General features: G+C 75.9%; 20 protein-coding genes. 18 read left to right on the plus strand and 2 right to left on the minus strand.

Going from position 1 to position 25449, the window contains the following annotated elements; all coding sequences use genetic code 11:
• The first annotated feature begins 226 nt into the window (after window positions 1-226).
• The 13 genes from ACZ7GJ_RS01055 (at window position 227) to ACZ7GJ_RS01115 (ending at window position 19288) form a co-directional block, all read left to right on the plus strand.
• Window positions 227-1768, plus strand: a complete 1542-nt coding sequence (locus ACZ7GJ_RS01055) for an HAL/PAL/TAL family ammonia-lyase (RefSeq protein WP_470748124.1) — start codon at window positions 227-229, stop codon at window positions 1766-1768.
• Window positions 1765-2061: a hypothetical protein gene (locus ACZ7GJ_RS01060; RefSeq protein WP_470748126.1), complete on the plus strand. Its 297-nt coding sequence runs from the start codon at window positions 1765-1767 to the stop codon at window positions 2059-2061. Before ACZ7GJ_RS01055 ends, ACZ7GJ_RS01060 begins: the two co-directional genes overlap by 4 nt.
• On the plus strand, window positions 2058-3611 hold the full coding sequence (locus ACZ7GJ_RS01065) for an AMP-binding protein (RefSeq protein WP_470748128.1): 1554 nt from the start codon (window positions 2058-2060) through the stop codon (window positions 3609-3611). The genes ACZ7GJ_RS01060 and ACZ7GJ_RS01065 overlap by 4 nt, the downstream gene beginning before the upstream one ends.
• On the plus strand, window positions 3608-5950 hold the full coding sequence (locus ACZ7GJ_RS01070; protein ID WP_470748130.1) for a beta-ketoacyl synthase N-terminal-like domain-containing protein: 2343 nt from the start codon (window positions 3608-3610) through the stop codon (window positions 5948-5950). Before ACZ7GJ_RS01065 ends, ACZ7GJ_RS01070 begins: the two co-directional genes overlap by 4 nt.
• Window positions 5947-7227 carry a cytochrome P450 family protein gene (locus ACZ7GJ_RS01075; RefSeq protein WP_470748132.1) on the plus strand — a complete coding sequence of 427 codons (1281 nt, stop codon included), beginning with the start codon at window positions 5947-5949 and terminating at the stop codon, window positions 7225-7227. The genes ACZ7GJ_RS01070 and ACZ7GJ_RS01075 overlap by 4 nt, the downstream gene beginning before the upstream one ends.
• Window positions 7221-8150 (plus strand): hypothetical protein, encoded by a 930-nt coding sequence (locus ACZ7GJ_RS01080; RefSeq protein ID WP_470748134.1) that lies wholly within the window; start codon window positions 7221-7223, stop codon window positions 8148-8150. Before ACZ7GJ_RS01075 ends, ACZ7GJ_RS01080 begins: the two co-directional genes overlap by 7 nt.
• Entirely contained in the window at window positions 8147-8815 is a 669-nt protein-coding gene (locus ACZ7GJ_RS01085) for an O-methyltransferase (RefSeq protein WP_470748136.1), read from the plus strand. Before ACZ7GJ_RS01080 ends, ACZ7GJ_RS01085 begins: the two co-directional genes overlap by 4 nt.
• Before the next feature lie 112 nt (window positions 8816-8927).
• Window positions 8928-10163, plus strand: a complete 1236-nt coding sequence (locus ACZ7GJ_RS01090; protein ID WP_470748138.1) for a hypothetical protein — start codon at window positions 8928-8930, stop codon at window positions 10161-10163.
• Window positions 10160-12217, plus strand: a complete 2058-nt coding sequence (locus tag ACZ7GJ_RS01095; protein WP_470748140.1) for a VMAP-C domain-containing protein — start codon at window positions 10160-10162, stop codon at window positions 12215-12217. The genes ACZ7GJ_RS01090 and ACZ7GJ_RS01095 overlap by 4 nt, the downstream gene beginning before the upstream one ends.
• A 72-nt stretch (window positions 12218-12289) precedes the next feature.
• Entirely contained in the window at window positions 12290-13417 is a 1128-nt protein-coding gene (locus ACZ7GJ_RS01100) for an AAA family ATPase (RefSeq protein ID WP_470748142.1), read from the plus strand.
• Window positions 13414-17094 (plus strand): SAV_2336 N-terminal domain-related protein, encoded by a 3681-nt coding sequence (locus ACZ7GJ_RS01105; protein ID WP_470748144.1) that lies wholly within the window; start codon window positions 13414-13416, stop codon window positions 17092-17094. Before ACZ7GJ_RS01100 ends, ACZ7GJ_RS01105 begins: the two co-directional genes overlap by 4 nt.
• Window positions 17095-17127: 33 nt before the next feature.
• Window positions 17128-17862: a tyrosine-protein phosphatase gene (locus ACZ7GJ_RS01110; protein ID WP_470748146.1), complete on the plus strand. Its 735-nt coding sequence runs from the start codon at window positions 17128-17130 to the stop codon at window positions 17860-17862.
• A 145-nt stretch (window positions 17863-18007) separates the two neighbouring features.
• Entirely contained in the window at window positions 18008-19288 is a 1281-nt protein-coding gene (locus tag ACZ7GJ_RS01115) for a cytochrome P450 (protein ID WP_470748148.1), read from the plus strand.
• Here ACZ7GJ_RS01115 and ACZ7GJ_RS01120 read toward each other — a convergent pair.
• Complete coding sequence (locus tag ACZ7GJ_RS01120) at window positions 19248-19973, minus strand: hypothetical protein (RefSeq protein WP_470748150.1); 726 nt, start codon at window positions 19971-19973, stop codon at window positions 19248-19250. The two genes, ACZ7GJ_RS01115 and ACZ7GJ_RS01120, sit on opposite strands and share 41 nt — an antisense overlap.
• Before the next feature lie 111 nt (window positions 19974-20084).
• Between ACZ7GJ_RS01120 and ggt the strand changes: the two genes are divergently transcribed.
• Complete coding sequence (ggt, locus tag ACZ7GJ_RS01125) at window positions 20085-21884, plus strand: gamma-glutamyltransferase (protein WP_470748152.1); 1800 nt, start codon at window positions 20085-20087, stop codon at window positions 21882-21884.
• A gap of 9 nt (window positions 21885-21893) precedes the next feature.
• On the opposite strand, the gene map is transcribed toward ggt, so the two are convergent.
• Entirely contained in the window at window positions 21894-22661 is a 768-nt protein-coding gene (gene map / locus ACZ7GJ_RS01130; protein ID WP_470748154.1) for a type I methionyl aminopeptidase, read from the minus strand.
• 64 nt (window positions 22662-22725) lie between these two features.
• Here map and ACZ7GJ_RS01135 point away from each other — a divergent pair, with 64 nt between their 5' ends.
• From ACZ7GJ_RS01135 to ACZ7GJ_RS01150, 4 genes are all read left to right on the plus strand, one after another.
• The gene (locus ACZ7GJ_RS01135; protein WP_365925631.1) at window positions 22726-22977 is read left to right on the plus strand and encodes a helix-turn-helix domain-containing protein; all 252 of its coding nucleotides are present in this window, start codon (window positions 22726-22728) and stop codon (window positions 22975-22977) included.
• 72 nt (window positions 22978-23049) lie between these two features.
• On the plus strand, window positions 23050-23220 hold the full coding sequence (locus tag ACZ7GJ_RS01140; protein WP_470748156.1) for a hypothetical protein: 171 nt from the start codon (window positions 23050-23052) through the stop codon (window positions 23218-23220).
• A 10-nt stretch (window positions 23221-23230) separates the two neighbouring features.
• Window positions 23231-23623, plus strand: coding sequence for a PPOX class F420-dependent oxidoreductase (locus tag ACZ7GJ_RS01145; RefSeq protein WP_470748158.1), 393 nt, complete (start codon window positions 23231-23233; stop codon window positions 23621-23623).
• A gap of 165 nt (window positions 23624-23788) precedes the next feature.
• Entirely contained in the window at window positions 23789-25396 is a 1608-nt protein-coding gene (locus tag ACZ7GJ_RS01150; RefSeq protein ID WP_470748160.1) for a hypothetical protein, read from the plus strand.
• Window positions 25397-25449 lie beyond the last annotated feature (53 nt).

Raw genomic sequence — 25449 nt, forward strand, 5'->3', positions numbered from 1 at the left:
TAATATTTCACATGTGACAGGTCATGGATAGGGGTCCGGATCGGACGTCCCGCCCCGCCCGCGCGGCCGCGCGTCACACCACCGCCACGGCGCCGTTTCCCCCCGGCCGCACCGTCGTTGATTCAGCCGGGTGATCCCGGACGCGGGCGACGGCAGTCCGCCCAGGCCAGGGGCCCCGCGGCGTGAGCCCCACACGCCGTTCCCGACCGACCCGCAGGGATGAGCGATGCTCCTCGACTCCGCCCGCCGGCCCGCGATCCCGCTCGCCGGCCGGCTCACCCCCGGCACCCTCGAACGGGCCGCCAGGCCCGTCGAGTTCGTGCTCGACGACGAGGTCCGCCGGCGGATCGCCGAGTGTCGCGACTACACCGCCAGGACCATGGACGACGGCCGCGAGGTGTACGGCGCCACCACCGGCTTCGGACCGCTCGTCGCCTTCCCCGGCCGCGAGGACCACGCCGGCCAGTGCGACAACGCGATCAACCACCTGCTGGCGGGCCAGGGCCAGGACCTCCCGCCCGCCGTCGTCCGCGCCGCCCTCACCGTCCGCCTGTGGTCCCTGTGCCAGGGCCGCTCCGGGGTCTCGCCCCAGGTGGTGGACGCACTCCGCGCCGCCCTGCGCACCTCCTTCGCGCCCGCCGTCCCCACCTACGGCTCGGTCGGCGCCAGCGGCGACCTCATCCCGCTCGCCCACGCCGCCCGCGCGCTGCGCGGCCACGGCCACGCCTACCTCGGCGGCGAACGCCTCCCGGCCGCCGAGGCGTTGCGCCGGGCCGGGCTCACCCCGCTGGAGCTCGACGGCCGCGACGCGCTCGCCCTGGTCAACGGCACCTCGGTGACCGCCGCCGCGGCCGCGCTGGCCACCGCCCGGCTGCACCGCTCGTACCGCACCGCCCTCACGCTGAGCGCCTGCCTCGCCGACCTGCTCGGCGCGGCCCCCGCCTTCCTCGCCCCGCAACTGCTGCGCGCCTTCGGCCACCCCGACGCGGTACGGGCGGCCGCGGACCTGCGCGAGCTCATGGCGGGCACCGTCCCCGCCCCCGGCAGGCCGCTGCAGGAGCCGTACAGCATCCGGTGCACCCCGCAACTGCTCGGCGCGGCCGCCGCCTCGCTCGGCCACGCCGGCCGGGTCGTCGGCGACGACCTCGCGGGGATCAGCGACAACCCGCTGTTCTTCGCCGAGGACGACCTCGTCGCGCACGGCGGCAACTTCTTCGGGCAGCCCGTGGCCTTCGCCGCCGACCTGCTGTCCATGACCGCGACGCAGCTCGGCAACCTCGCGGAACGCCAGCTCGACCTCCTCGTCGACCCGCACCGCAACGGCGGACTCCCGCCCATGCTGGCCGCCGAACCGGGCCGCCAGCACGGGGTGCAGGGCGTACAGCTCGCCGCGACCGCCACCGTCGCCGCGATGCGCCGCGAGGCCGTCCCCGCGTCCGTGCAGAGCCTGCCGACCAACGGCCACAACCAGGACGTGGTCCCCTTCGGGACCCAGGCCGCCCTGACGGCACTGGCCCAGGCGGAGCGGCTGCGCTGGCTGCACGGCTCGCTGGCCGTCGCCCTGCGGCAGGCCGCCTTCCTGTCCGTACGGGGCTCCGGGCGCGGGCCGAGCGCCCCGCGCTGCGCGGCCGTGCTGGAACGGCTCGCCGCCGTGATCGCGCCCGTCGACCCGGACCGGGCGCTGGACGAGGAGGTCCGCCGGGCGGCCGACGTACTGGACGGCCTCGGCGACGAGTCCGCCGACGAGTTCGAGGAGCAGCAGCCATGACCGAAGCCGAAGCCGCAGCCGTCGCCGCGGGAGCCGTCGACCTGGCGCCGCGGGTGCGTCGCGTGCTGGAAGGGGCCCTGGGGCAGTCCCTCGCCGACTGGGCGGGAGGAGCCCCGCTCGCGGAGTTCCCCGCGGCGGCGTACGACAGCCTGATGCAGCTGGAGGCCGTGACCCGGCTGGAGAAGGAGTTCGGGCTGGAGGTCGGGGCGCTGGACACCGCCGACGTCACCAGCCTGGACGCGGCGACGGCCCGGCTGGCCGAGCTGCTGGGCCCGGCCGCGAGCGCGCGGTGAGCGGGGCGGGGCGGGCCGCGCAGGCGTACGAGACGCTCGCGTTCGACGCACTGTGGGAGCGACCGGGCATCGGCTCCCGGGCGGATGCGAGCCCGGCGGGCGGGACCCCGGCTGACGGGAGCCCCGCGGACGGGGCCCCGGCGCCGCCGGCCGGTGCCGTCGGAGCCGCCCGCGCGGCCGACGCGGTCGGTGTGGCCCGTGCGGCCGACCCGGCCCGTGCGGCTGACGCGGCCTGTGCGGCCGACTCGGCCCGCGCGGCCGACGCGGCCCGTGCGGTCGACCCGGTCCGTGCGGCTGACGCGGCCTGTGCGGCTGACGCGGCCCGTGTGGCTGACGCGGCCTGTGCGGCTGACGCGGTCGGTGCGGCTGACGCGGTCGGTGCGGCCGACGCGGCCCGTGCGGTCGACCCGGTCCGTGCGGCTGACGCGGTCGGTGTGGCTGACGCGGTCGGTGCGGCCGACTCGGCCCGTGCAGCCGTCGCGGGCGGTGCGGTCGACCCGGTCCGTGCGGCCGAACCGGCCGGCGCGGGCGGGCAGTTGCCGTGGCATCTGCCCTGGGACCGGCTCGGACCCGCCGAGGCCGCCGCCGTGCGGGACGGGCTCGTCGCGCGGGACTACGTCTTCCACACCTCCGGCTCCACCGGCGCCCCCGTACGCCGCACCCTCGCCGGGGCCCGGCTGCGGGCCGACAGCGAGCAACTCGCCCGCCTGATCGGCCCGTACGAGCCCGGAGCCATCGTGAGCTTCGCCCCGCCGCGGCACGCCTACGGCGCCTCGGCGACCATGCTGCTGCCCGCCGTGACCGGTCTGCCGGTGTGGTTCTGGCCGTCCTTCGACTGCCCGCCGCCGCGGACCGGCGCCCGCCGCATCGCGGTCGTCGCCATCCCGTGGACCTTCCGGATCCTGGCCCGGCACCCGCGCTGGCTCGCTTCCTTCGAGCACATCGTCTTCCTGCACAGCTCGGCCGAACTCCCGCCGGAGGCATGGGCGTTGCGGGACGATTCGCGCACCACGATGGTCGAGGTGCTCGGTTCCACCGAGACCAGCGCCGTCGCCCACCGGGCCGGCTGGGACCCGGCCGGGGCGTGGACGCTGCTCGACGACGTCACCTTCGCGGGGCCGGAGGGCCATGCGGGGGAGGTCCCGCTCACCGTGTCGGGGCCCCGGCTGTCCGCCCTCCCCGACGGCAGCCACCCCGCGAGCCACGAGATGGACGACCTGGTCCGGCCGTTGGACGAGCGGCGCTTCCTGCGCCTCGGCCGCCGCGCCCACCTGGTCAAGGTCAACGGGGTTCGCCACGACCTCAACGGCATCGCGGCCCGGCTGCGCGCGGCGCTGCCCGGGGCCGACGTGGCGTGCGTACGCGCGGCCGACCCGCTGCGCGGGGAGACGTACGACGTGCTCGTCGCCGGAGGCGGCCCGCTCACGGAGGACGGCGTACGGGCCACCGCGCGCGGCCTGGGCGCCGCGCCCCGGCAGATCCGGTTCGTCGACCGGATCCCGCGCGGGCCGCTCGGCAAGCCGCTCGCCGGGTCGGGGGTGACGGCGTGAGCACGGTGGCCGTGACCGGCATGCACCTGGCTTGCTCCCTCGGGGACACCCCCGGGGCCGTCTGGGCCGCCGTCGCGGCGGGTGCGCCCGGCCTCACCGCCCGCGGGCCCCGCCACACGTGCGGCCTGCTGCCCGACCAGGCCCGCCAGGGCGGCCCCGACGCGGCGGTCCGGCTGGCCGTCCACCACGCCACGGCCGCCTGGGCCTCGGCCGGCCTGCACCTGGCGGGGCCCCCGGGCGAGCGGGTCGCCGTCGTGGTCGGCTCCACCGACTGGGGGGCGCCCGACTTCGCGCACCACCTCGCCGCGCACCGCGACCGGGCCCTGTCCAGGCCGCACACCGCCGCCGACGCCATCGCCGAGGCGCTCGGCGCGACCGGGCCGCGGGAGGTGTTCGTCAACGGCTGCGTCGCCTCGGCCTGCGCGCTCGCGCACGGGGCCGAACTGATCCGCACCGGCCGGGCCGACGCGGTGCTGGCCGGCGGGGTCAACCTGCTGGACGATTCCGTGCTCGCCGCCTTCGACAGCTGGCGGGCCCTGGACCGCGGTCCCTGCTCCCCGTACGGACGCAGCGCCGGGACCAGCCTCGGCGAGGGCGTGGCCTTCCTCGTACTGGAGCCGGCCGGGCGCGCCGGGGCCGAGCCGTACGGGTACCTGCTGGGGCACGCCCTCACCGGCGACGCCCACCACATCACCGCCCCGCACCCGCAGGGCGAGGGCCTGCGGCGGGCGGTGGCCCTCGCCCTCGGCGACGCCGGGCTGGACCCGGACGAGATCGGCTACGTCAACGGGCACGGCACCGGCACCCGCGCCAACGACCACGCCGAACTGCTGGCCCTGGAGGCGGTGTTCGGGGACCGCCGGCCCCCGGTCAGCAGCACCAAATCGCAGACCGGCCACGCACTGGGCGCCTCCGGAGCCCTGGAGGCGGCGATCACCCTCCTCGCGCTCCGGCACGGCACCCTCCCGCCGACCCTGAACGCCACGGAGCGGCAGGGCGGTTGGGACATCGTCCCCGGCGCATCCCGCCCCGCCCCCGGCCTGCGGTACGCGGTGAGCACCTCGGCGGGCTTCGGCGGCCAGAACGCCGCCCTGGTCCTCGCGGCGGCCGACGCACCCGCGGCCCCCCGGTCCGCGGCCACGGCCCCCCGGTCCGCGGCAACGGCCCCCGCCGCGGACGTGGTCGTCACCGGCGGCGGGGTGGTGCATCCGGCGGGGTGCGGGCGCGTCGGGTTCCTCGCGTACCTGCGCAGCGGAGCGGCCGTACCGGGTGGAGTGGGGCTGGACGAGGGCGAGTTGGCGGCACTCATCGACCCCGCCGACTGGCCCCGGCTCGACCCCTTCGGGCGGATCGTGCTCGCCGCCGCCCGGCAGGCCGAGGCCGACGCGCGGTTCGCGCACCGCCCGGACCCCGATCGCACCGGGCTGGTCATCGCCACCGCCTCCGGCCCGGTCACCACCCACACCGCCATGGCAGCGCTGCACGCGCAGGGGCAGCCCCCGAGCCCGCTGCTCGCCCCCAACTCGGTGGCCGGCGTGCCCGCCGGGTACGCCGCCCTCGCGCTCGGCGCCCGAGGCCCCGCCGCCGTCCTCTCGGCCGGGGACGCCTCCGGGCTCCTCGCCCTCGGCCAGGCCGCCGACCTGATCCGCGCCGGCCGCGCCGACACGGTGTACGTCATCGCCGCCGACGAGGCGGCCCCCGCCCTGCACGCCGCCTTCGCCGACCACGGGCTGCTCTCCAAGGACGCCGGCCGCCCCTACGACGTGGACGCCGACGGGGGAGTCCTCACCCCCGCCGGCGTCGCCCTGGTGCTGGAGTCCGCCGAACACGCCGCCCGCCGAGGCGCCCGCGTGCTGGGCCGGGTCCTCGGGCACTGCGGCGGCGGAGCCCCCGTGGGGCCCGGCGCCGTGGAGGCCTCCGGCGTCGCCCTGGTGCGCGCCCTCGCCGGCGCCGCCCACCGCTCCGGGCTCGCGGCCGGCCGGCCGTGCCACCTGTACGGCACCGCCTGGGGCCACCCCGCGGGCGACGCGGCCGAGGCCCGCGCGCTGGCCAGTCTCCCGGGGCCCCTGGCCAACATCAGCGGCGCCACCGGGTACACCCAGGCGGCCGGCGCGCTGCTCGCCGTACTCGCGGCACTGGAGGCGTGCGCGGACCCCGCCGTCGGGCTCCGGCCGCTCACCGGGACCCGCCGCCCGCTCCCCGAGCTCGCCCGTACCGGGACCACCACCCGTACCGAAGCCCCCGCGTCCGCTCTCGTCGCCGCCGGCAGCCGGGGCGGCACCTGCGCGGCCGTCGCCGTACGCGCCGCGACCGATCGAAAGGCACCGGCCCGACCATGACCGCGTCACCCCCGACGGCGTCACCTCCGACCGCGCCACTCCTGGCCCCGCCACCGGCCTTCTTCACCCCGGAGTTCTTCCACGACCCGCACCCCCGCTTCGACGCCCTGCGCGCCCTGGGTCCGGCCACCCCGGTGACCGGCTTCAGCGGGCAGCGGATCTGGGTGGTCCCCGGCTACGAGGACGTCCGCGCCGCCCTCACCCACCCCGGCGTCCGCAAGGACGAATGGCGCCGCCCCGACCTGCGCGAGCGCCACCAGATCGACCCCGAGCGGCGCCGGGACGTGAACATCCGGATCCGCAACAACATGATCAACTCCGATGGGCCCGAGCACCAGCGGCTGCGGAACGGAACCCAGCAGGCCCTCAGCCCCGCGCGCACCGAACTCCTGCGGCCGCACCTCGCCGAACTCGCCGACCGCAGGCTCGACGCGCTGTGCGCCGCCGGCCCCGGCCCGCTCGACCTGCGCGCGGACTTCACCTACCCCCTCGCCATCGACGCCATCACCCATGTCCTCGGCCTCGGGCAGGGCGAACGCTCGGACTTCCGCGCCTGGTTCGAGCTCCTGATGGTCCAGGGCAGTGCCCGGTCGGTACGGGACGTGTCCGCGACCATCGCGGACTACGCCGAAGCCGTCGTGGACCGCCGGATCGCCGAACAGGGCTCCCGCCCCCCGGCCCCGTCGGACTCCGACGGGCTGATCTCCACGCTCGTGGCCGGCCGCGCCGGACCGAGCCCCCTCAGCAGGCACGAACTGGCCTCCACCGTCTTCCTGTTGCTCATCGCCGGAATGGAGAGCGCCAACGCCCTCGCCAACGGGATGCTCGCGCTGCTCAGCCACCCCGAACAGCTCGCCGCGCTGCACGCCGACCGCTCCCTGCTGCCCGGCGCCGTCGAGGAGACCCTGCGCTACGACGGCTCCTTCCGGGCGGTGGGCCCCCGCTACACCGTCCAGCCGGTGAAGCTCGGCGAAACCACCGTCCCCGAGGGCGAGTTCCTGCTCCTCGCGCTCCAGGCCGCCCACCGCGACCCGCGCCGCTTCCCCGACCCGCACCGCTTCGACATCACCCGCACCGACCGCCAGCACCTCGGCATGGGCCACGGCGCCCACCGCTGCGTGGGCTCGAAGGTCGGGTACGCCCAACTGGAGATCGCGTACGACAAGCTCCTGGACCGGTTCCCGGACATGCGCCTCGCCGTACCGGCCGAGGACATCCGGCGCCGCCCCAGCATGACCATGAACTGGCTCGAATCCCTGCCGGTCACGCTGTGGTGACGCCGTCCACCGAGGCCCTGCGCGCCGCCCTGCCGCACTCCCGCTGCGCGGGGGCGGGGGGCGGGAACGTGCCGCTGATCCTGCCCCTGCCGGGGGAGGCCCCGGCCCCCTGCGGCCGCACCTCCTGCCAGGAGCGGCTGGACGCCGAACTCGACGCCCTGCGCGCTATCCTCTCGGGCAACCCGCCCGACGGCTGCCTGCCCCCCGCAGACGAGGCCGACCGGGTCCGCCACCGGTGGCTCACAGGCCACCATGCGGCCTTCTGCGTATGGCAGTTGCTCCCGCCCGGACTGCACGCGCTGGCCGCCGCAACGGAGCGGGCGACGACCCGGCTGCTCGCCTGGACCACAGCCCTGTACGACGTCTACTCCGTGCTGTTCCTGTACTCCGGCAGCTGCACCCCCGAGCAGTACGCCACCCTGGTGCGCCCCGGGATGGCCGCCGCCCATCCCGCCTTCAGCGGCGAATGGGCCCGTGACCACGCCCCCGTGTCCGACGCCCTGCGCGCCGTCCGGGACAGTCACCCGGCCCACCTGCTCGCCCTGCTGGGCGGCGCGGTCCGGGACAACCAGCGGGTGCACATGGCGGTGGCCCGCCGCCTGGTGCCCGAGGGTGCCTCCCTCCTCCAGCAGTCCGGCCGCAGCGCCGGACACCGTCCGACCGAAGCCGAACAGGCGCTGTACGACGCGCACTTCCAGGTGGAGCGGCGGCCCGTGTGCCGTCCGGCCCACCGGGCGCAACTGGTCCGCCTGCTGGCCGGCTGTGTGGCCGACATCGGCGCGCACGGCCTGGGTAGCCTCCCCGACGGCTGCCCCGAGCGCTTCGGACGCGAGGCGCTCGCCCGCCTGGTGGCGGTGGCGGTCTGCGAGGAACCGCCCCAGATCCACCGGATTCCCGAGCCCCCGAAGGGACGCAACACATGAGCAGGTCCGCGGACGAGGTCAAGACCGTGCCCCTCACCCCCGAGGTGTACTCCTACCTGGTCGCCCAGGCGGAGCCGCCGAGCGAGGTGCAGACGGAGCTGATCCGGCGCACCCGCGCGCTGGGCGGCCCCGCCGAGATGCAGATCCCGCACGAACAGGGCGTACTCCTCACCCTGCTGGCCCGGCTCACCGGCGCCCTCCGGATCGTGGAGATCGGCACCTTCACCGGCTACTCCACCCTCGCGCTCGCCGAGGGGCTCGCCCCCGGCGGCCAGGTCCTCACCTGCGACATCTCCGAGGAGTGGACCTCCATCGCCCAGGAGGCCTGGAAGGCCGCAGGGGTCGCCGACCGGATCGACCTGCGGATCGCCCCCGCCCTAGAGACCCTCACCGCGCTCCCGGCCGAACCGGTGGTCGACCTGGTCTTCCTGGACGCCGACAAGACCGGGTACCGCGCCTACTGGGACCAGCTCGTACCGCGCGTGCGCCCCGGCGGGCTGCTCCTCGCCGACAACGTCCTGTACGGCGGCGAGGCGGTCCGCGCGGACGCGACCGGGAACGGCCTGGCCATTCGGGAGTTCAACGCGCACGTCCGCGCCGACGACCGCGTCGAGTCCGTCATGCTCCCGATCGCCGACGGCCTCACCATCGCCCGCAAGATCTGAACTCGCCGATACCCGCCCCCCATTCGCCGTCCGGCGCTATCGTGCCGAGCGGGGGAAGAGCGTACGAGGGGGCGGGGCCGCCATGCGTTTTCTGTTCGTTCACGGTACGGGGGTGCGGCGCGATCGGCACGAAACGCTGTTCGCGCTGGTCAAGGCGGGCCTGACCGCCCGGTTCCCCGGCGCGGCCGTGGACTCCTGCTTCTGGGGCGACCGGTTCGGGGCCACCCTGAGCGCCGGCGGCCGCTCCGTACCGGGCATGGGCGCCCCCGAAGGTCCGGGCGCGCCCGATCCGGCGGACGCCGAGACCGCCGAATGGGCGCTGCTGCTCACCGACCCGCTGTGCGAGGTACGGGTGCTGGCCGAGGCGGGCTGGGACGACGGGCCGGCCGACGGCGAGGGCTTCGACATGCCCGGCGTCCGGCCGGCCGGGATCCAGGTGCTCCAACTACTGGACCGGCTCGCGGAGTTACCGGGCGGGACGGGGGCTCCGGGTACGTCCGAGGGCGGCGAGCTGGCCGCGCTGCTGCACGGCACCGGCCTCGCCGCCGGGTTCCCCGCCGCCCTGGAGGCCACCGCCGCCTCGGCCGAGGCGGCCCGGGCCGGGGAGCGCGCCACCGGGCAGCCGCAGGCCCGGGAGCTGGCCACCGCCCTCGCCCGCGCCGTGACCGCAGCCGCACTCGCCTCCGCGGGGGCCGAGGCCGACTGCACCGGCGTGGAGCGCGACCGGCTCGTCGAACTGCTCACCACCCGCCTCGGAGGTGACGCCCGGGTGCCCGGCGCCCGCGCCGCCGCGGTGCTGGGCCGGCTCGCCATGCGGGTCACCACCCAGCCGCTCCTCAACGCCTGGCGGCCCTCCCTCACCGCCGACGCCACCCCTGCGCTCGGCGACATCCTGCGCTACCAGGCGCGGGGCGCGGAGCTGCGGGAGTTCCTGCACGCGCGGATCTGCGCCGAGCCGGGGCCGACCGTACTCATCGGCCACAGCCTCGGCGGCATCGCCCTCGTGGACCTGCTCGCCCTCGCCGCCGCCCGCGGGGAGCCCGTCCCCGGAGTGGGGCTCCTCGTCACCGTCGGCTCGCAGGCTCCCTTCCTCTACGAGCTCGGCGCCCTCACCGGGATCTCGCCGGGCACCAAACTCCCGTACGCCTTCCCGCGCTGGCTCAACGTCTACGACCGCCACGACCTGCTCTCGTACCTCGCGAGCCCGGTCTTCCCCGGAGACCCCCGCGTCAGCGACCACCGGATCACGAGTCGGCAGCCGTTCCCCGCCTGCCACAGCGCCTACTGGAAACAGGCAGCCCTCTACGAGCGGATCGAACAGGCGGTGGCCGAGGCGGAGATCGGGTGAGGCCGGCCGACTTCCTGCCCCCGAACCTGGGGCCCGGGCGCACCTTCGCGCTGGTCGCCGGGGTCGAGAGCTATGACATCGGCCACGGCTGGAACCTGCGCGGCCCGGCCCGCGACGCCCTGCGCTTCGCCCAGTGGCTGACCGGGCCGGGCGAGGTGCCGCCCGACCACGTACGGCTGTTGCTGGCCCCGCTCGACGACCCCGACACGCTCGACTGGGCGGCCTCACCGGGCCTGGCCGCGCTGAAGGGCACGTACCGTCCGGCGACCGAGGCGAACGTGAAATCGGTGCTCCTCGACGAACTGCCCAAGTGCGACGGCGACTTGCTGTGGATCTTCTGGGCCGGCCACGGCTATCTGGGCCGGAGCCGGGAGCTCATGCTGCCGTGCGCCGACGCGCTGCCCGGCCAGATCCGCCACCTCAACCTCGACTCCGCGCTGCGCTGGTGGCGCACCGACCTTGTCACCCGCCGCCGGTTCCCGCTCCAGGCGGCCCTGGTGGACGCCTGCCGCGTCGACGCGCCCCGCGACACCCGCCTGAACTTCGGCAGCACCGACTACGGGGGCGGGGCCACCGTCCCGGGGCGCCGGCAGTTCCGCCTCTACGCCTCCCGTGAGGGCGAGGCCGCGCAGAACGACTCCGAGCGCGCCGCCGGCCGGTTCACCGAGGCACTGCTCGGCGAACTCGGGCAGCGGTCCGTCCGCGAGGGAGTCACCGGGCTGGCCGACGCCGCCCGGTCCATCCACCGCAGCTTCCAGGAGCTGCGCGAGCGCGGCGAGGGCTGGCAGCTGCCGCAGTTCCTGGTGGACCGGGACTGGGACGCCTGCTCCTTCCTCGACGAGGACCTGCCCGGGGCCGCGCTGCCGCGCGCGGCCCGGCTGGACCAGCGGGCCTGGGACGAGCTCGGCGGCCTCTTCCTAGGCCGTGACCTGCCCAGATGCGCCTACGAGGCCTATGCGTGGGCCTTCAAGGTGGCCGGCTGTACGACGCCGGTGCGCGGCGGCCTGCCGGGGGAGACCCTGCTGGAGGTGGCCCAGGACCTCGACGAGCGCCAGGGCGGCCGCGACGGGCTGCCGCTCGCGGTGCCCTTCGTGCGCTTCCTCGCCGCGCGGGCCTGGGCGGCCGACGCCGTCTGGGCGGACCGTCTGGGCGGCTGGGTGAACGCGACCCGCGAGCGGCTCGCCCTGCCCGCGTTGCCGCCGCCGCCCCCGCCGCCGCGCCGGACCACCCTGCACGTCAGGCTGGAGACCCCGCCGGGCGGTGAGGACGGCTTCCTGGCGCGGATGTGGCTGCGGCGCGAAGTCACCGAGAACATCTGGGAGTCGGGGGGAGAGCCGGTCCGGCTGGAGTCCGTACGGGCGGAGCTCGTACGCCAACTCGCCTGCGTCGGGCGAGCCCTGGGCGGCGAGGCCGAGGCCGGGCGGCCGTACGACGCGGTGGAGCGGATCGAGTTCCACGTGCCGTACGAGCTGCTGGAGCTGGACTTCGACCTGTGGCCGGTCCCGCGCGGCCGGGGACCCGGGCGGACCCGGGCCCTCGGGCAGCTCTACCAGGTGGTCGTGCGCTGCCCGCAGGAGCGCGAGGACAGCGCCGCCGAGTGGCGGACGAAGTGGCGCTGGCTGTGCACGCAGGGCGGCCGGCACGCCGAAGCCGTCCGCGTGGTCGCCGACGCGGAGGCCACCGACGCCCTGGGGATGGAGCTGGGCGCCGGGGCGGCACCCGCCTGCGTCCTCGCGCACACCTCGACCGCCGCGCGGACCGGCGCGGTGGTGGAGGCCGTACTCGAAGGCGGGGTACCGGTGATGGTGTGGCGGCCCGGCGGGGGCGCGGCCCCGGCCGGCGGACTGGCGGAGCTGCTCGCGCCGGACGGCCGCCCCGAACCCGGCGCGCTGGACGTGCTCGCGCTGCCCGGCAGGGTGCGGGAGGTGCGCCGGGCGGCCGCCGGAGCCGCCGCGGGCGCCGATGACACCGGTCAACAGGCGCCGGGGGCAGACCGGTTGGTGCTCTTGTGGGACGATCCCGACGACAAGCTCACCCTCCGGCCCCTGTCCTGACACCGATCCCGGCCCCGATCCCTATCCCTATCCCTATCCCGACCGCTACACCCGACGATGGAGGAAGAGGCAGTGGCGAAGGACTGGTGGCTGTACCACGGGACCGGCGGGGCCGCCGAGCGCCGCACCAGGCTGGAGGCCGGACCGCCGCCGCCCTGGCGGGACTTCGCCGGCATCCCCGACCCGGGCTACGCGCCGCCCGGGTGCGAGGGGCCGGCCTGGGAGCGCACCCGGCGGCGCGGCGAGGGATACGTACCGGACGACCCGGAGAAGGACGTCGTCAACACCGCCCTGCACCTGCGCAGGCCGCTGCTCATCACCGGCAAGCCGGGCGTCGGCAAGTCCACGCTCGCGTACAGCATCGCCGCCGACCTGGGCCTCGGTCCGGTACTGCACTGGCCCATCACCAGCCGGACCGTCCTGCGCGACGGGCTGTACCTGTACGACGCCATCGGGCGGCTCCAGGAGGCGGGACTGGAGCAGCTGCGCACCCCGTCGGCAGCCGCCGGCAGCGCGGCGGCGGCCGCCCCGGCTGTCGGCGCCGTCAGCGCTGTCGCCACGGCCCTCGATCCGGCGGCCGCCCCGGACCGGGTCCCGCCCGGGGGCGGCTCCTCGATCGCCCGCTACCTGCGTCTGGGCCCGCTGGGCACCGCACTGCTGGCGCAGGACCGGCCGCGCGTCCTGCTCGTCGACGAGATCGACAAGAGCGACATCGACCTGCCCGGAGACCTCCTCACCGTCTTCGAGGACGGCGGATTCGTGATCCCCGAACTGGCCCGCCTCGCCAAGGAGGACCCCACCGTCGCCATCGGCACCGACGACGACCCCGACGCCGCCGTCCGCATCACCCAAGGCCGCGTCCAGTGCGGCTACTTCCCCGTCATCGTCCTCACCAGCAACGGCGAGCGCGACTTCCCGCCCGCCTTCCTGCGCCGCTGCGTCCGCCTGCACCTGGACCCGCCGGGACCGGACAAGCTGGCCCGGATCGTGCGTGGCCGACTCGGCGTGGACATCGAGGGCAACGAGGAGTACCAGGAGCTCGTCCAGAGCTTCCTCGAACGCGCGGACGACGGCGACCTGGCCACCGACCAGCTCCTCAACGCCATCCAACTCCGCCTGGCCGGCGCCTGGTCGGCCCCCGGGGACCGCGAACGCTTCCTCGCCACCGTCATGCACCACCTCACCGGACCCTCCGCGTGATCGAGAAGTTGCTCGCGGCGTTCGCCGAGGACGCCCTGGAAGGGGGCCGGCGGCCCGGCGTCGGGGCGGAGGAGATCGCCGACATCCTGTGGCTGGCCACCCGGGTGGATCCCCTTGCCGTCGGACCCGAGCCGCCGGCGGCCGACGCCCCCTCCACCTACCGGCAACAGGCCGGGAATTCCGGTGACCTGCCCGGCGCCGTCACCCAGGGCGACCCGCTGGTCCAGCTCTTCCCGGGCATCGGAGTCGTCCAGGCCGGCACCGACACGGCCGACACCGCGGCCGGTGCGGCCGGGACGCGCCGGGGCTCGCCCCTGCGCCTGCCCCGCGCCGCCGCCCTCGACGCCCCCCTCGGCCTGATGCGCTCCCTGCGCCCCGTCGGCCGACGCGCCATCGGCGGCCCGGGGGAGGAGCTGGACGAGCAGCTCACCGTGGAACGCAGCATCGAGCGGATGGTGCCCACCCCGGTCCTGCGCCCGGCCGAGAGCCGCTGGCTGGACCTGGCCCTGGTCGTCGACACCCACCACTCGATGCTGCTCTGGGCCGACCTGGTCGAGGAGCTGCGCGGGGTCTTCACCCGCAGCGGCGTCTTCCGCGACGTGCGCACCTGGCAGCTCACGGGCACCGCCCCCGGCGGCACCCCGATGGTCGCCCGCGGCCGCGGCGGCCCGCCCCGCAACCCCCTGGAGCTGTCCGACCCGGCGGGGCGCCGGCTGATCCTCGTGCTCTCCGACACCGTGGCGGGAGGCTGGCGCCAGGCACCGCTGCAGGGCCTGCTCCGGCACTGGTGCGCGCACAACGCCGTGGCCGTGCTGAACGTGCTGCCCGAGCGGCTCTGGACGCGCGGCGCGGTCCGGCCCGTGCCCTTCGCCGTACGGGCGGACCGGCCCGCCGCCGCCACCCGCTCCTGGCAGCGGGTCCCGGTGGCCCGCCGCGCACGCAGGGGCGGGCCCGTGGTTCCGGTGGTGGGGATCGCCTCGGGGAGCCTGGCCCGGCTGGTACGGGTGGTCTCCGGGGACGGGCGGTGGCGGCGGCTGGCCTGCCTGCGGCTGGACGCGGAACCCGCGCAGGGGTCGACGTACGAGAACCCGCCGGGCGACCCGGATCCGGCACAGGACCGGGAGAGCCCCCTGGAGGTGGTGGAACGCTTCCGGGGGAGCGCCTCCCCGACAGCGCAGCAACTCGCCGCGCACCTGGCCGCCGTACCGCTGACCCTGCCGGTGATGACCCTCGTACGCCGCTCCCTGCTGCGGGAGTCGGAGCACGGGCACCTCGCGGAGGTCGCCCTCGGGGGGCTGTTCGCCCCGTGGGGCGCCGAGCAGGCGGTGGAGGACGCCGAGTTCGAGTTCCTGCCGGGCGTACGGGAAGTCCTGCTCGGGTCCCAGCTGCGCGGGGACGTGGCCGCGGTACGGGAGTTGGTCAGGCGCCGGGTGTGGGAGTACATGTCCCGCAACCGGGACACCGTCCGGGACTTCCACGGGATCCGGGTCACCGACGGTGCCGGGGGCAGGCGCCAAGTTCCCGCCGGGGCCGAGCCGTTCGCCGTGGCGGGCGGCCCGGCAGCCGCGGACCCGGGCCCCCGGCACGGGGTGGTGCGCGTCCGCTTCGAGCCGGCGCCCGAGCCGCAGGAGGTCGGCGTACTGCTCTCACCCCGCATGGTCCTGACGGTCGGCGACGCCCGGCTGGGCAGGGGCGCCGTGGCATGGGTCCGCTCGGGCGACCGGGAGACCGCATGCCGCGCCGTGTGGTGGGACGAGGCGACACCCCGGGTGTTCCTGCTGCTGGCCTCGGAGGACCTGGCCGATCCGGGGACCTGGTCGGATCCGGTGTGGGCGGCGGAGCCGGAAGAGTCGGAAGCGCCGGACCAGCTCGTGCGGCTGCGCGTCGACGGATGGACGGACCACGGGGAGCCCGTCGCACTGTTCGGCGCGGCGCTCCCGCACGCGGGCGAGCGCAACGGCGAGCTCATCCGCCTCTCGGCCGAACCGGACCCCTGGACCCACTACGCGGGCGCCCCGGTCTCCCTGGGCGGGGAACTGGTCGGCATCGTGCACAGTGTCCTGCCCGACCGCATGGTCTACCTCACCGGGCGGGCGCTGCTGGAGCGGCCGGACTTCCGCGCGGCCATGGCCCCGCCCGTGCCGGAACGCGTCGACCGTCCCCGGGCGGGGGGCCCGGGGACGGGGGTCTGCCTGGTGCTGCGCCCCGATGTCTCGATGGGGCCGGTCGGTCGTCTGGTGACCAACGACATCTTCATGGAACTGCTCCGGGTGGTGTCCGCGACGGCCGTGCCCAGTCCGGTGGTCACCCTGGAGGACGGGGACGTGATCGTCGCGATGACCGGGCCCCGGGCTCTCGGCGTAGCGGGGCGGATGGTGTCCGAACTGCCGGCGATCGTCGAGAGGCTGGTGCGTGACCAGTGGGCGCTCGTCCTGGGAGCGGCCGTCGCCACGGGTGACCTCCGGGCCGACGCGGAAGCCACGAGGGGGCAGGCGGTGTCCGACGCCCGCCGCCTGGCCCGGCATCCGCAGCTCACGGACCGGCTGCGGGGGCCGACCGCGCCGGGCAGCGTGTACCTCGTGCTGGGCGAGCCCCTGAACGGGCTGGGCGACGGCCGCCTCGGCGCCGGCCTGATGCGCCGGCTGGAGCCGGACGGGGGCGGGCCCCCCGGGTGGCTGTGGCTCGGCAGGCCCGGCGATGTGGGGCGGGCCATGGTGGACGCCGACGCGCTCCCCGAACGGGAGGCCCTCGGCTGGCGGCACTGCGGTGAGGGGGCCTCGGAGGCGGATCCGACCGGGTGCATCGGCATCCAACTGCCGGGACACACCCGGTGCCTGGCCCATCTGGAGGCGCAGGAACAGGAGGCGTACTTCGAGACGCTCGGACCGGGTTCGCCGGTGGACCTGCGGGGCACCACCTTCGACGACGGGCTGCTCGGGCGGCTGCTGGAAGCCCTGCTCGACCCGGTGACCGGAGTCATCCGGACGGGCGGGGCGGAGTTCGACCAGGCCTACTTCGCCGACGACTGGATCACGGTGGAGGCCTACTTCGGCGACCGGGTCTCCTTCGATCGGGCCGAGTTCGGGGGCCGCACGGTCTTCGCCGCGGCCACCTTCAGCGGGCAGGCCACCTTCAACTCCGCCGTGTTCCATCACGAATGCGTCTTCGACCGCAGCCGGTTCGTGCGGGCGGCCGGATTCCGGCGCGCCGTCTTCCGCGGCCCGGCCGACCTGCGGGGCACCCTCTTCGCGGGTGACGCCTCCTTCGCGCACACCCGCTGGGAGCGGGCGCTCACATCAACGGCCGCCGGGTTCGGGGGGCTTGTGAACTTCGACTTCGCCACCTTCGCCGAGCGGATGTCGTGGCGCGACGCGAGCTTCGAAGGTCCGGTCGGCTTCAGCCATGCGGAATTCGACGGCGAAGTGCACTTCGACCATGCCCGGTTCGAGCGTACGGTGACCTTCGAACGGGCGGCCTTCGCCGACTCCGTCTCCTTCACCGACACCGGCTTCGAGGGCGAGGCGACCTTCCGCGAAGCACGCTTCGCCGGGTCCGCCCAGTTCGCCGACGTCAGGTTCGCGCGGCGCCCCGAGCTCCCGGGAACCTGGGAGCCGTTCACCTCCCGCACGGGTACCAGCAGCCTGCGGCTCCTCGATGAGGAGCCGCCCGAGGCGTGAGATACGGTGACGGTCGATACCCGGGGAGGGCACATGTCGGCCGGTCAGCGCCACGTCGAGTTCGAGTACCTGCACAACTTCCGTGACCTGGGCGGCTATCGGGCCGACGACGGCCGGACCGTCGCATGGGGCACGCTGTACCGGGCCGACTCGCTGGGCAAGCTGCGCGGCGCCGACTGGGACCGCTTCCTCGCGCTGGGCATCCGTACCGTCATCGACCTGCGCTACCCCTGGGAGATCGAGGCCAAGGGCCGGGTTCCGGAGGCGGAGCGGTTCACGTACGCCAACCACAGCATCGAGCACCGGCCGTACGACCAGGCCGCCATCGACCCGGACATCGACCCCTGGCGCTACCTCGCCGACCGGTTCGCCGAGGTCGTCGAGGACGGCGTGGTGGAGATCCGCGAGGCCCTCGAACTGATCGCCTCCGACGCCGGCCCCACTGTGTTCCACTGCACCTCCGGCAAGGACCGCACCGGGCTGATCGCCGCCTTCGTCCTGACCCTGCTCGGGGTTCCCGAGGAGCAGATCCTGGCCGACTTCGCCCTCACGGAGCTCGCGACCGCCCGGCTGCGGGCCGACTGGGAGGCGGCCAACCCCGATCGCACGCTGGGGTGGCCCGCCTACGGCCGCGCGCCGCAGACCGTACTCTCCCTCGTCCTCGCGGACCTCACCGCGCGCTACGGGTCCCCGGCGCGGTACCTCACCGAGCGCGTGGGCATCACCCCCGAGACGACGGAACGGCTCAGGGCCCGGCTGCTCGCGTAGGGGGTGTCTGGCGGGCGTCCGCGGCGTCGCGGACACCCGCCAGACACCCCCAAGTGCCGGGCCGGGCAGTGTTCGCCCGTCGCGCCCGGTGCCGCGTCGGGCACGCCGTCTTGCCGCCGGGGCCCGGCGCGGTCACCGTGGCCCCATGGACCACGCCGCGGATGCCCCCTCCGCCCCCGACGTCTTCGACCCGCGCCTCTACGCCGGGGGCATCCCGCACGAGCGCTACCGCCTGCTGCGCGACACGCGCCCGGCGGCCTGGCAGCCCGAACCCGAGGTCCTGGGCTGGCCCGCCGGGCCCGGCTTCTGGGCCGTCACCCGGCACGCCGACGTCGTACGCGTCCTGCGCGACCACCGCACGTACTCCTCCTGGCTCGGCGCCACCCAGATCCGCGACCCCGACCCCGCCGACCTGCCGTTCCTGCGGCGCACCATGCTCAACCAGGACCCCGGCGGGGCCGGCGCGGACCACGGGCGGCTGCGCCGGCTCGTCTCCCGAGCCTTCACCCCGGCGCGCGTCGACGCCTTCGCCGGCCGGGTCCGCGAGCGGGCCCGTACGCTGCTGCGCGCCGCCCGCGACGGAGCCCGGGACGGGACCGCCGACCTGGTGCGCACCGTCACCGACGAGTACGCGCTGCTGAACCTCACCGACCTGCTGGGCATCCCGGCCGCCGACCGGGGGCTGCTGCTGGACTGGACGGTACGGGTCATCGGCTACCAGGACCCCGAGGACGCCCCGACCCCGCCGACCGGCCCCGACGGCAAACCGCTCAACCCGCGCTCCCCGGCCCTGCTCGGCGAGATGTTCGGGTACGCCCGGGAACTGGCCGCGTACAAGCGGGCCCACCCCGGCGAGGACGTGATGACCGCCCTCGCACTCGCCCCGCTGGAACCCGCCGAGCTGGAGATGTCCTTCTTCCTGCTCACCGTCGCGGGCAACGACACCGTACGCTCCGCCGCGCCCGGCGGCCTGCTCGCGCTGGCCCGCACCCCGGACGCGTACCGGCAACTCGCCCAGGGGCGCGCCCCGATGGACCGGGCCGTGGAGGAACTCCTGCGCGTCCACCCGCCGGTGCTCAGCTTCCGCCGCACCGCCGCCGCCGACACCGAGCTGGCCGGCCGGCGGATCCGGGCCGGGGAAAAGGTGGTGGTCTTCCACGCCTCCGCCAACCACGACGAGCGCGTCTTCACCGACCCCGGACACCTGGACCTCGGCCGCACGCCCAACCCGCACGTCTCCTTCGGGGACGGCCCGCACGTCTGCCTCGGCGCCCACTTCGCCCGGCTCCAGCTGCGCACCCTCTACGAGGAGTGGTGCGCCGCCATGCCGGCCCCCGAACTCACCGGGGAACCCCGTCGGTTGGTCTCCAACTTCATCAACGGCATCACACGGCTGCCGCTGCGGGTGTCCGGGCCGCCCGCGTGACGTCCGCGACCAGCTCCGTCACGTCCGGCCCGTAGGCATCGGAGTTGACGACCTTGAGCATGACGCAGAAGGAGTCGCCGCCGTACTTCCGGGCGAGCTGCTCGTGGTGCCGCGCCAGGTAACGGGCCGCGGCCTGATTGCTGTTGGCGGTCTGCCCCGACAGCAGGAACACCGGCCGGGTCCGCGGCCCCGCCGTCAGCCGGGCCAGCAGCACGTACTCGACCGTGCCCTTCTCCCAGCGGTACGTCTCCCCGCCGACGCCGATCGACCCGCGGTCCGGGCCGGGCTCGGACGAGACGTCGACCCGCACGCCCGGCAGCATGGACATCAGGTGCGCCGTCGTGCGGGCGTTCGAGACGGGCCCGCCGATACAGAACTCGGCCCGCTCGCCGAAGCCCTGGCGGGCCGTGTCGTGCGTGACGATCTGGACGTTCGCCCCGCAGTCCTTGATCAGGGCGGATATCTCCAGCAGCGCGAAGGCGTCGTTGCGGTGCAGCGACGAATCGGTCCCGCCCATCTGGCGGTTGACCACGAACAGGCAGTCGGATCCGGTCGGCAGCCCGAAGAAGGCCTGCTTGCGACGCAGCGCGCGGCGCCACAGGTAGGTCCGCGTGAACCACCCGAAACCACCGCTGACGGCCGTCGCCACCACCCCGAGCACGATGTTGCGCACGTCGTCGTTCATGCGCCGGATGGTAGCCCGGACCAGGTGCTCCTGACGCGGGGGGTGCACGGAAGTTACAGTGCCGAGCCTAGGCCTGACGCACGGTCCGGCAGGCCGCGACTGGAGGTCCGGATGCACCGTCCCGCCGCCCGCACGTTACCCCTGCTCGCGCTCGCCGCCGCGCTCGTCACCACCGGCGCGGCGGCCCCGCCCCCGGCGGCCACCACCCCCGCCAAGGTCCCGGTCGCCGTCGGCTACGGCGGGGCCGTCGCCAGCGTCGACGCCGACGCCAGCGCGGCCGGCATCGCCGTGCTGCGCTCGGGCGGCAACGCCGTGGACGCCGCCGTCGCGACGGCGGCCGCGCTCGGCGTCACCGAGCCCTACTCCGCGGGGATCGGCGGGGGCGGCTACTTCGTCCACTACGACGCCAAGTCCCGCCGCGTACAGACCATCGACGGCCGGGAGACCGCCCCCGCGACGGCCACGGCCACCCTCTTCCAGGAGAACGGCGTCCCCATCCCGTTCGCCGAGGGCCAGACCAGCGGTCGCTCCGTCGGCGTCCCCGGCACCCCGGCGACCTGGCAGAGCGCACTCGACTCCTGGGGCACCCGCCCGCTGCGCACGCTCCTGAAGCCCGCCGAGAAACTGGCGCGCGACGGCTTCACCGTCGACAGCACCTTCCGGGCCCAGACGGAGCTCAACCAGGACCGGTTCAAGGACTTCCCGGCCACGGCGCAGCTGTTTCTGCCGGGCGGCGCCCTCCCCGTCGTCGGCTCCACCTTCAAGAACCCCGACCTGGCCGCCACGTACGCCGAGATCGGCCGCAAGGGCCCCGCCGCGATCTACCGCGGCCCGATCGCCGAGGACATCGTCGGCGCCGTCCGCAAACCCCCGGTGAACCCGGCGGCCACCCGCAACGTCCGGCCCGGCGACCTGACCGCCGAGGACCTGCGCGCGTACGGGACCAAGCGGCAGGCCCCGACCCGGGTGAGCTATCGCGGCCTGGACGTCTACGGCATGGCGCCCTCCTCCTCCGGCGGCACCACCGTCGGCGAGGCGCTGAACATCCTGGAACGCACCGACGTCTCGAAGCTGTCCGAGACGCAGTACCTGCACCGCTTCATCGAGGCCTCGCGCATCTCCTTCGCCGACCGCGGCCGCTGGGTCGGCGACCCGGCGGCCGAGTCCGTCCCGACCCGGGAACTGCTCTCCCAGCGGTACGCCGACACGCGCGGGTGCCTCATCGACCCGGCCCGGGCGCTGACCAGCCCGCTGGCTCCGGGCGATCCGCGCGAGCCGGTGCCCTGCGGGAACACCGGGCAGGCGGCCCCGACCACCTACGAGGGGGAGAACACCACGCACCTGACGGTGGCCGACCGCTGGGGCAACGTGGTCTCGTACACCCTGACCATCGAGTCCACCGGCGGCAGCGCGATCACCGTCCCGGGCCGCGGCTTCCTGCTCAACAACGAACTGACCGACTTCTCCTTCGCCCCGGCCGCCCCCGGCGTACCGGACCCGAACCTGCCCGGCCCCGGCAAGCGGCCGCGCTCGTCGATGTCCCCGACCATCGTGCTGGAGGACGGGCGCCCGGTCCTCGCGGTGGGCTCCCCGGGCGGTGCCACCATCATCACCACCGTGCTCCAGACCCTGCTCGGGCACCTGGACCGGGGCCTGCCGCTGGGCGACGCCATCGCCGCGCCGCGGGCCAGCCAGCGCAACCAGACGACGACCGAGCTGGAGCCGGGCCTGTGGAACAGCCCGCTCCGGGCCGAACTGGAAGCCCTCGGCCAGGGCTTCCGCCAGAACCCGGAGATCGGCGCGGCCACCGGCGTCCAGCGGCTGCCGGACGGCCGCTGGCTCGCCGCCGCCGAACCGGCCCGCCGCGGCGGCGGCTCGGCCATGGTGGTGCACCCGCACGGCAGGTACTGAGGGTCGGTTCTAGAGGGCGGTGAGGATGCGTGGGCCCTTCGGGGTGATGGCCACCGTGTGTTCCGCGTGGGCGGCGCGGGTGCCGTCCGTGGTGCGCAGGGTCCAGCCGTCGGGGTCGCAGGTGTAGTCGTCGGTGCCGCCCGCGATCACCATCGGCTCGATCGCCAGGACCATGCCGGGGCGCAGCTTCATGCCGCGTCCCGGCGGGCCCTCGTTGGGGACGCCCGGGTCCTCGTGCATGGTGCGGCCGATGCCGTGGCCGCCGAACCCGTCCGGGATGCCGTATCCGGCGGCGCGGCAGACGGTGCCGACGGCGTGGGCGATGTCGCCGATGCGGTTGCCGGGCACGGCGGCGGCGATGCCGGCGGCGAGGGCCGCCTCGGCGGCGGCGATCAGCCGCAGGTCCGCCGGGCCGGGCCGGCCGACGGTGAAGCTGACGGCGGCGTCGCCGACCCAGCCGTTCAGCTCCGCCCCGATGTCGATGCTGACGAGGTCGCCGTCGCGCAGCCGGTAGGCGTCGGGGATGCCGTGCACGATCGCGTCGTTGACCGAGGCGCAGATCACCGCGGGGAAGGGCACCGGAGCGAACTCCGGCCGGTATCCGAGGAAGGGGGAGGAGGCGCCGGCCTCGCGCAGGACGGCGCGGGCCGCCCCGTCGAGTTCCAGCAGGGAGACCCCGACCCGCGCGCTCTCCCGTACGGCGGCCAGGGCGCGGGCGACCACCCGGCCGGCGGCGTGCATCTCGTCGATCGACTGTTCCGTTTTCAGTTCCACCATTCCAATAACTATACCGGTATAACTTTACCGGGATAGTTATTGGGGTACGGGGTAGGATGGCGGCATGGTCCGTACCCCCCTCACCCCCGAAGAGCGCGAGCGCGGCGAGCGGCTCGGCGCCCTGCTCCGCGAGGCCCGCGGCGCCCGCAGCATGGTCGAGGTCGCGGCGGGCGCCGGGCTCTCCGCCGAGACCCTGCGCAAGATCGAGACCGGCCGGGCGCCCACCCCCGCCTTCTTCACCGTCGCCGCCCTCGCCGAGGCCCTCGGGCTCTCCCTGGACGACGTCATGCGCCGCTGCGCCTTCGTCCCGGCCTGAGGCCCGCCGCTCGGGCGGGCCCGGGCCGGAAGTGCGGCCGACGTGGCGCCCTGCCCCCTTCGACTCCGGGCCATGGGGCCCGACCTGGAGGTGGCCGCGCACCACTGCGAGGTGCGGACGGGCGCGGAACTCCCGTACACCCGCGAGCTGGTCGAGAAGACGCCGCCGGCCGGGACGGACAACCCTTGTTCGTGGAGCGGGAGGCGTGGACCCGAGGGGAGGCGGCGCGGGCGCGGCGCCTAGGCTCGGCGCCATGACGCTTGAGGAACTCGGCAAGGCGCGGTACGTCAGTCTCACCACCTTCCGCAAGGACGGCACGCCCGTGGCAACGCCGGTGTGGGCAGTGGCGGACGGCGGCGAGCTGTACGTGTGGACGCGCAGCGATTCCTGGAAGGTGAAGCGGATCCGCAACAACGGGCGGGTCACCGTCGCCCCCTGCGACGTACGCGGGCGCCCGGTGGAAGGGGCGCCGGTGGAGGAGGGGCAGGCCCGGCTGCTCGACGAGGCGGGGCTGCTGCGGGTGCGTCGGCTCATGTCCCGCAAGTACACCTGGCAGTTCTGGGCGGTGGACGTGCCGGCCGCCGTGGCCCGGCGGGGCAAGCGGCCGCACACCGCGATCGGTGTCTCACTCGCCGTCAACCTTTGAGACTCCCGTAGCCCGCCCGTAACACGGGTGGGATGCAATGCGGGGATGGAGACGGCGACCTCGCTCGTGATCGGTCAACTCGCTGGATATATGCAAGGGTTGACGCAAAGACTGGATCCCGGGACAGGCTGGTACGGGGAATTCCTGCGCCGTGACCCGGAAGGTATGCGGGCCTGCCTGGACGGCGCCGCGATGCCGCCGTGGGACGTGCTGGAGTCACTACTGGCCGACCTCGCGGCCGCGCGGGGTGCGGAGTTCGCGGAGCGGGAGGCGCGGCACGCGGCCCGGCTGCGGGCTGCCGCCGTCGCGGTGTGGGACCGGCTGCCGGGCGGGGTGGAGGAGCTGTGGACCCTGCTGTCGGCGGCCGCCGCGCAACGGGCCGCCTCCGAGACGGCCCTGCGCGTGCTCTCCGTGCAGTTGGCCGAGGCGGCCGACCGGGCGCAGGCCGACGCGGTGGCCCGGGAGCTGTCCTGGACCCGGGACGACGCGCTGCGCGCGGCTGCCCGGCACCAGGACCTCTCGGCCCGCCTGGCCACGGTCCTCGCGGCGCCGCCGGGCATCGAACCCCTGACCGGCGTACCGCGCCAGCGCCCCGGCGCAGCCATCCCGGCGCCGGTCCCCGCCCCGGCCGCGCCCGCGCCGCCGTTCCCCGCCGCCGCGACGCCCGCGCCGGCGCATGACCACGGCGCGGCGGCGCCCGAGCCGGTGGGCCACCCCGCCGCCGCGAGTCCCGCCCCGGCGGCCCCGCCGTGGGGCGCGGCCCCGACGGACGTGGACGGCTGGACCCCGGTCCCGGCCGGGGGAGCGTGGGAGTCGGGTCCGGTGCCGGGGGTTTCGGCCTCCGGGGGTGCGTGGGAGGCCGCCCCGGTGGGTCCTGGGCCCGGGGCCGGCGCGGGAGCGCCCGGTCCGGCGGGTCCCGACGGGGGTGAGTCGGCCCGGCCGGAAGCAGGGGGGCCCGCGGGCGCCGAGCCGGTGGGGCGGGCCGAGGGGCGGTGGTTGCGCGGGGCGCGGCGGGTCGGCGGCGCCCGGTACGCGGGGGCCGCGGCCCCCGAGGCGCCGGCCGACCCCGCGCCGCCGGTCGGCCCGGGCCACGCCGCGGCCCCGCGCGGGGCCCGCTTCGGCCGCCCCCGGGCGGAGCAAGAGGCACCGGGCCGGCCCGAACACGACTCGACCCCGCGCGGGGCAGCGCCATGGCACGCCCGGGCCGCGGAGCCCGAACCCGCCCCGGACCCGGCGGAACCGCCCCCGGCCGCCGCCGTCGGGGACTTCGTCGCCCGGCTGGTCGCGCTACGGGCCCAGGGGCGCAGCGGCGAGGCGCACGCGCTGCTCTGCGTGGCCGCCGCCTGGCCGGCCGGCCGACTGCCTGCCCTCGCCGCGGAGTTGGCCCGCGCCGGGCTCGCGGCCGACTGGGCCACCCTGCTCTGGGAGGTGGCCTCCCTCCCGCCCGAGCACCTCGCCGCGGCCGCCGCCGTCCTCGGCGGAGCTGGCCGCGCCGCCGACTGCGACGCGCTGCTGCGCCAGGGCGCGGCCCGGCCCCCCGCGGAGATCGCCGAGGCCGTCCTCGCGCTCGGCGCGGCCGGCCGTACCCAGGAGGCCGACGCCCTGCTCGGCGCCTTCGTACGGCTGCGCACCGCGGAGGAGTCGGCCCGGCTGGCCCGCCGCGACCCGCAGTGGTTCGGGCCCCGCCTGCTCCGGGCCGCCGAAGCCCTCCCCGGCACGCACCACCGGGACCTGGTGCACGCCCTGCGGGTCGCGAAACCGCCCTCCTCCTGACCGGATACGACCGCGTCCCGACCTGAAACGTCGGCGCGCGGTCGTATCGTGAT

The sequence above is a fragment of the Streptomyces sp. NPDC037242 genome (assembly GCF_055604165.1).

Coding starts and splice junctions, on each gene's coding strand:
- ACZ7GJ_RS01055 (WP_470748124.1), top strand. CDS start 227: ATGCTCCTCGACTCCGCCCGCCGGCCCGCGATCCCGCTCGCCGGCCGG.
- ACZ7GJ_RS01060 (WP_470748126.1), top strand. CDS start 1,765: ATGACCGAAGCCGAAGCCGCAGCCGTCGCCGCGGGAGCCGTCGACCTG.
- ACZ7GJ_RS01075 (WP_470748132.1), top strand. CDS start 5,947: ATGACCGCGTCACCCCCGACGGCGTCACCTCCGACCGCGCCACTCCTG.
- ACZ7GJ_RS01085 (WP_470748136.1), top strand. CDS start 8,147: ATGAGCAGGTCCGCGGACGAGGTCAAGACCGTGCCCCTCACCCCCGAG.
- ACZ7GJ_RS01110 (WP_470748146.1), top strand. CDS start 17,128: ATGTCGGCCGGTCAGCGCCACGTCGAGTTCGAGTACCTGCACAACTTC.
- ACZ7GJ_RS01115 (WP_470748148.1), top strand. CDS start 18,008: ATGGACCACGCCGCGGATGCCCCCTCCGCCCCCGACGTCTTCGACCCG.
- ACZ7GJ_RS01120 (WP_470748150.1), bottom strand. CDS start 19,973: ATGAACGACGACGTGCGCAACATCGTGCTCGGGGTGGTGGCGACGGCC.
- ggt (WP_470748152.1), top strand. CDS start 20,085: ATGCACCGTCCCGCCGCCCGCACGTTACCCCTGCTCGCGCTCGCCGCC.
- map (WP_470748154.1), bottom strand. CDS start 22,661: ATGGTGGAACTGAAAACGGAACAGTCGATCGACGAGATGCACGCCGCC.
- ACZ7GJ_RS01135 (WP_365925631.1), top strand. CDS start 22,726: ATGGTCCGTACCCCCCTCACCCCCGAAGAGCGCGAGCGCGGCGAGCGG.
- ACZ7GJ_RS01140 (WP_470748156.1), top strand. CDS start 23,050: ATGGGGCCCGACCTGGAGGTGGCCGCGCACCACTGCGAGGTGCGGACG.
- ACZ7GJ_RS01145 (WP_470748158.1), top strand. CDS start 23,231: ATGACGCTTGAGGAACTCGGCAAGGCGCGGTACGTCAGTCTCACCACC.
- ACZ7GJ_RS01150 (WP_470748160.1), top strand. CDS start 23,789: ATGCGGGCCTGCCTGGACGGCGCCGCGATGCCGCCGTGGGACGTGCTG.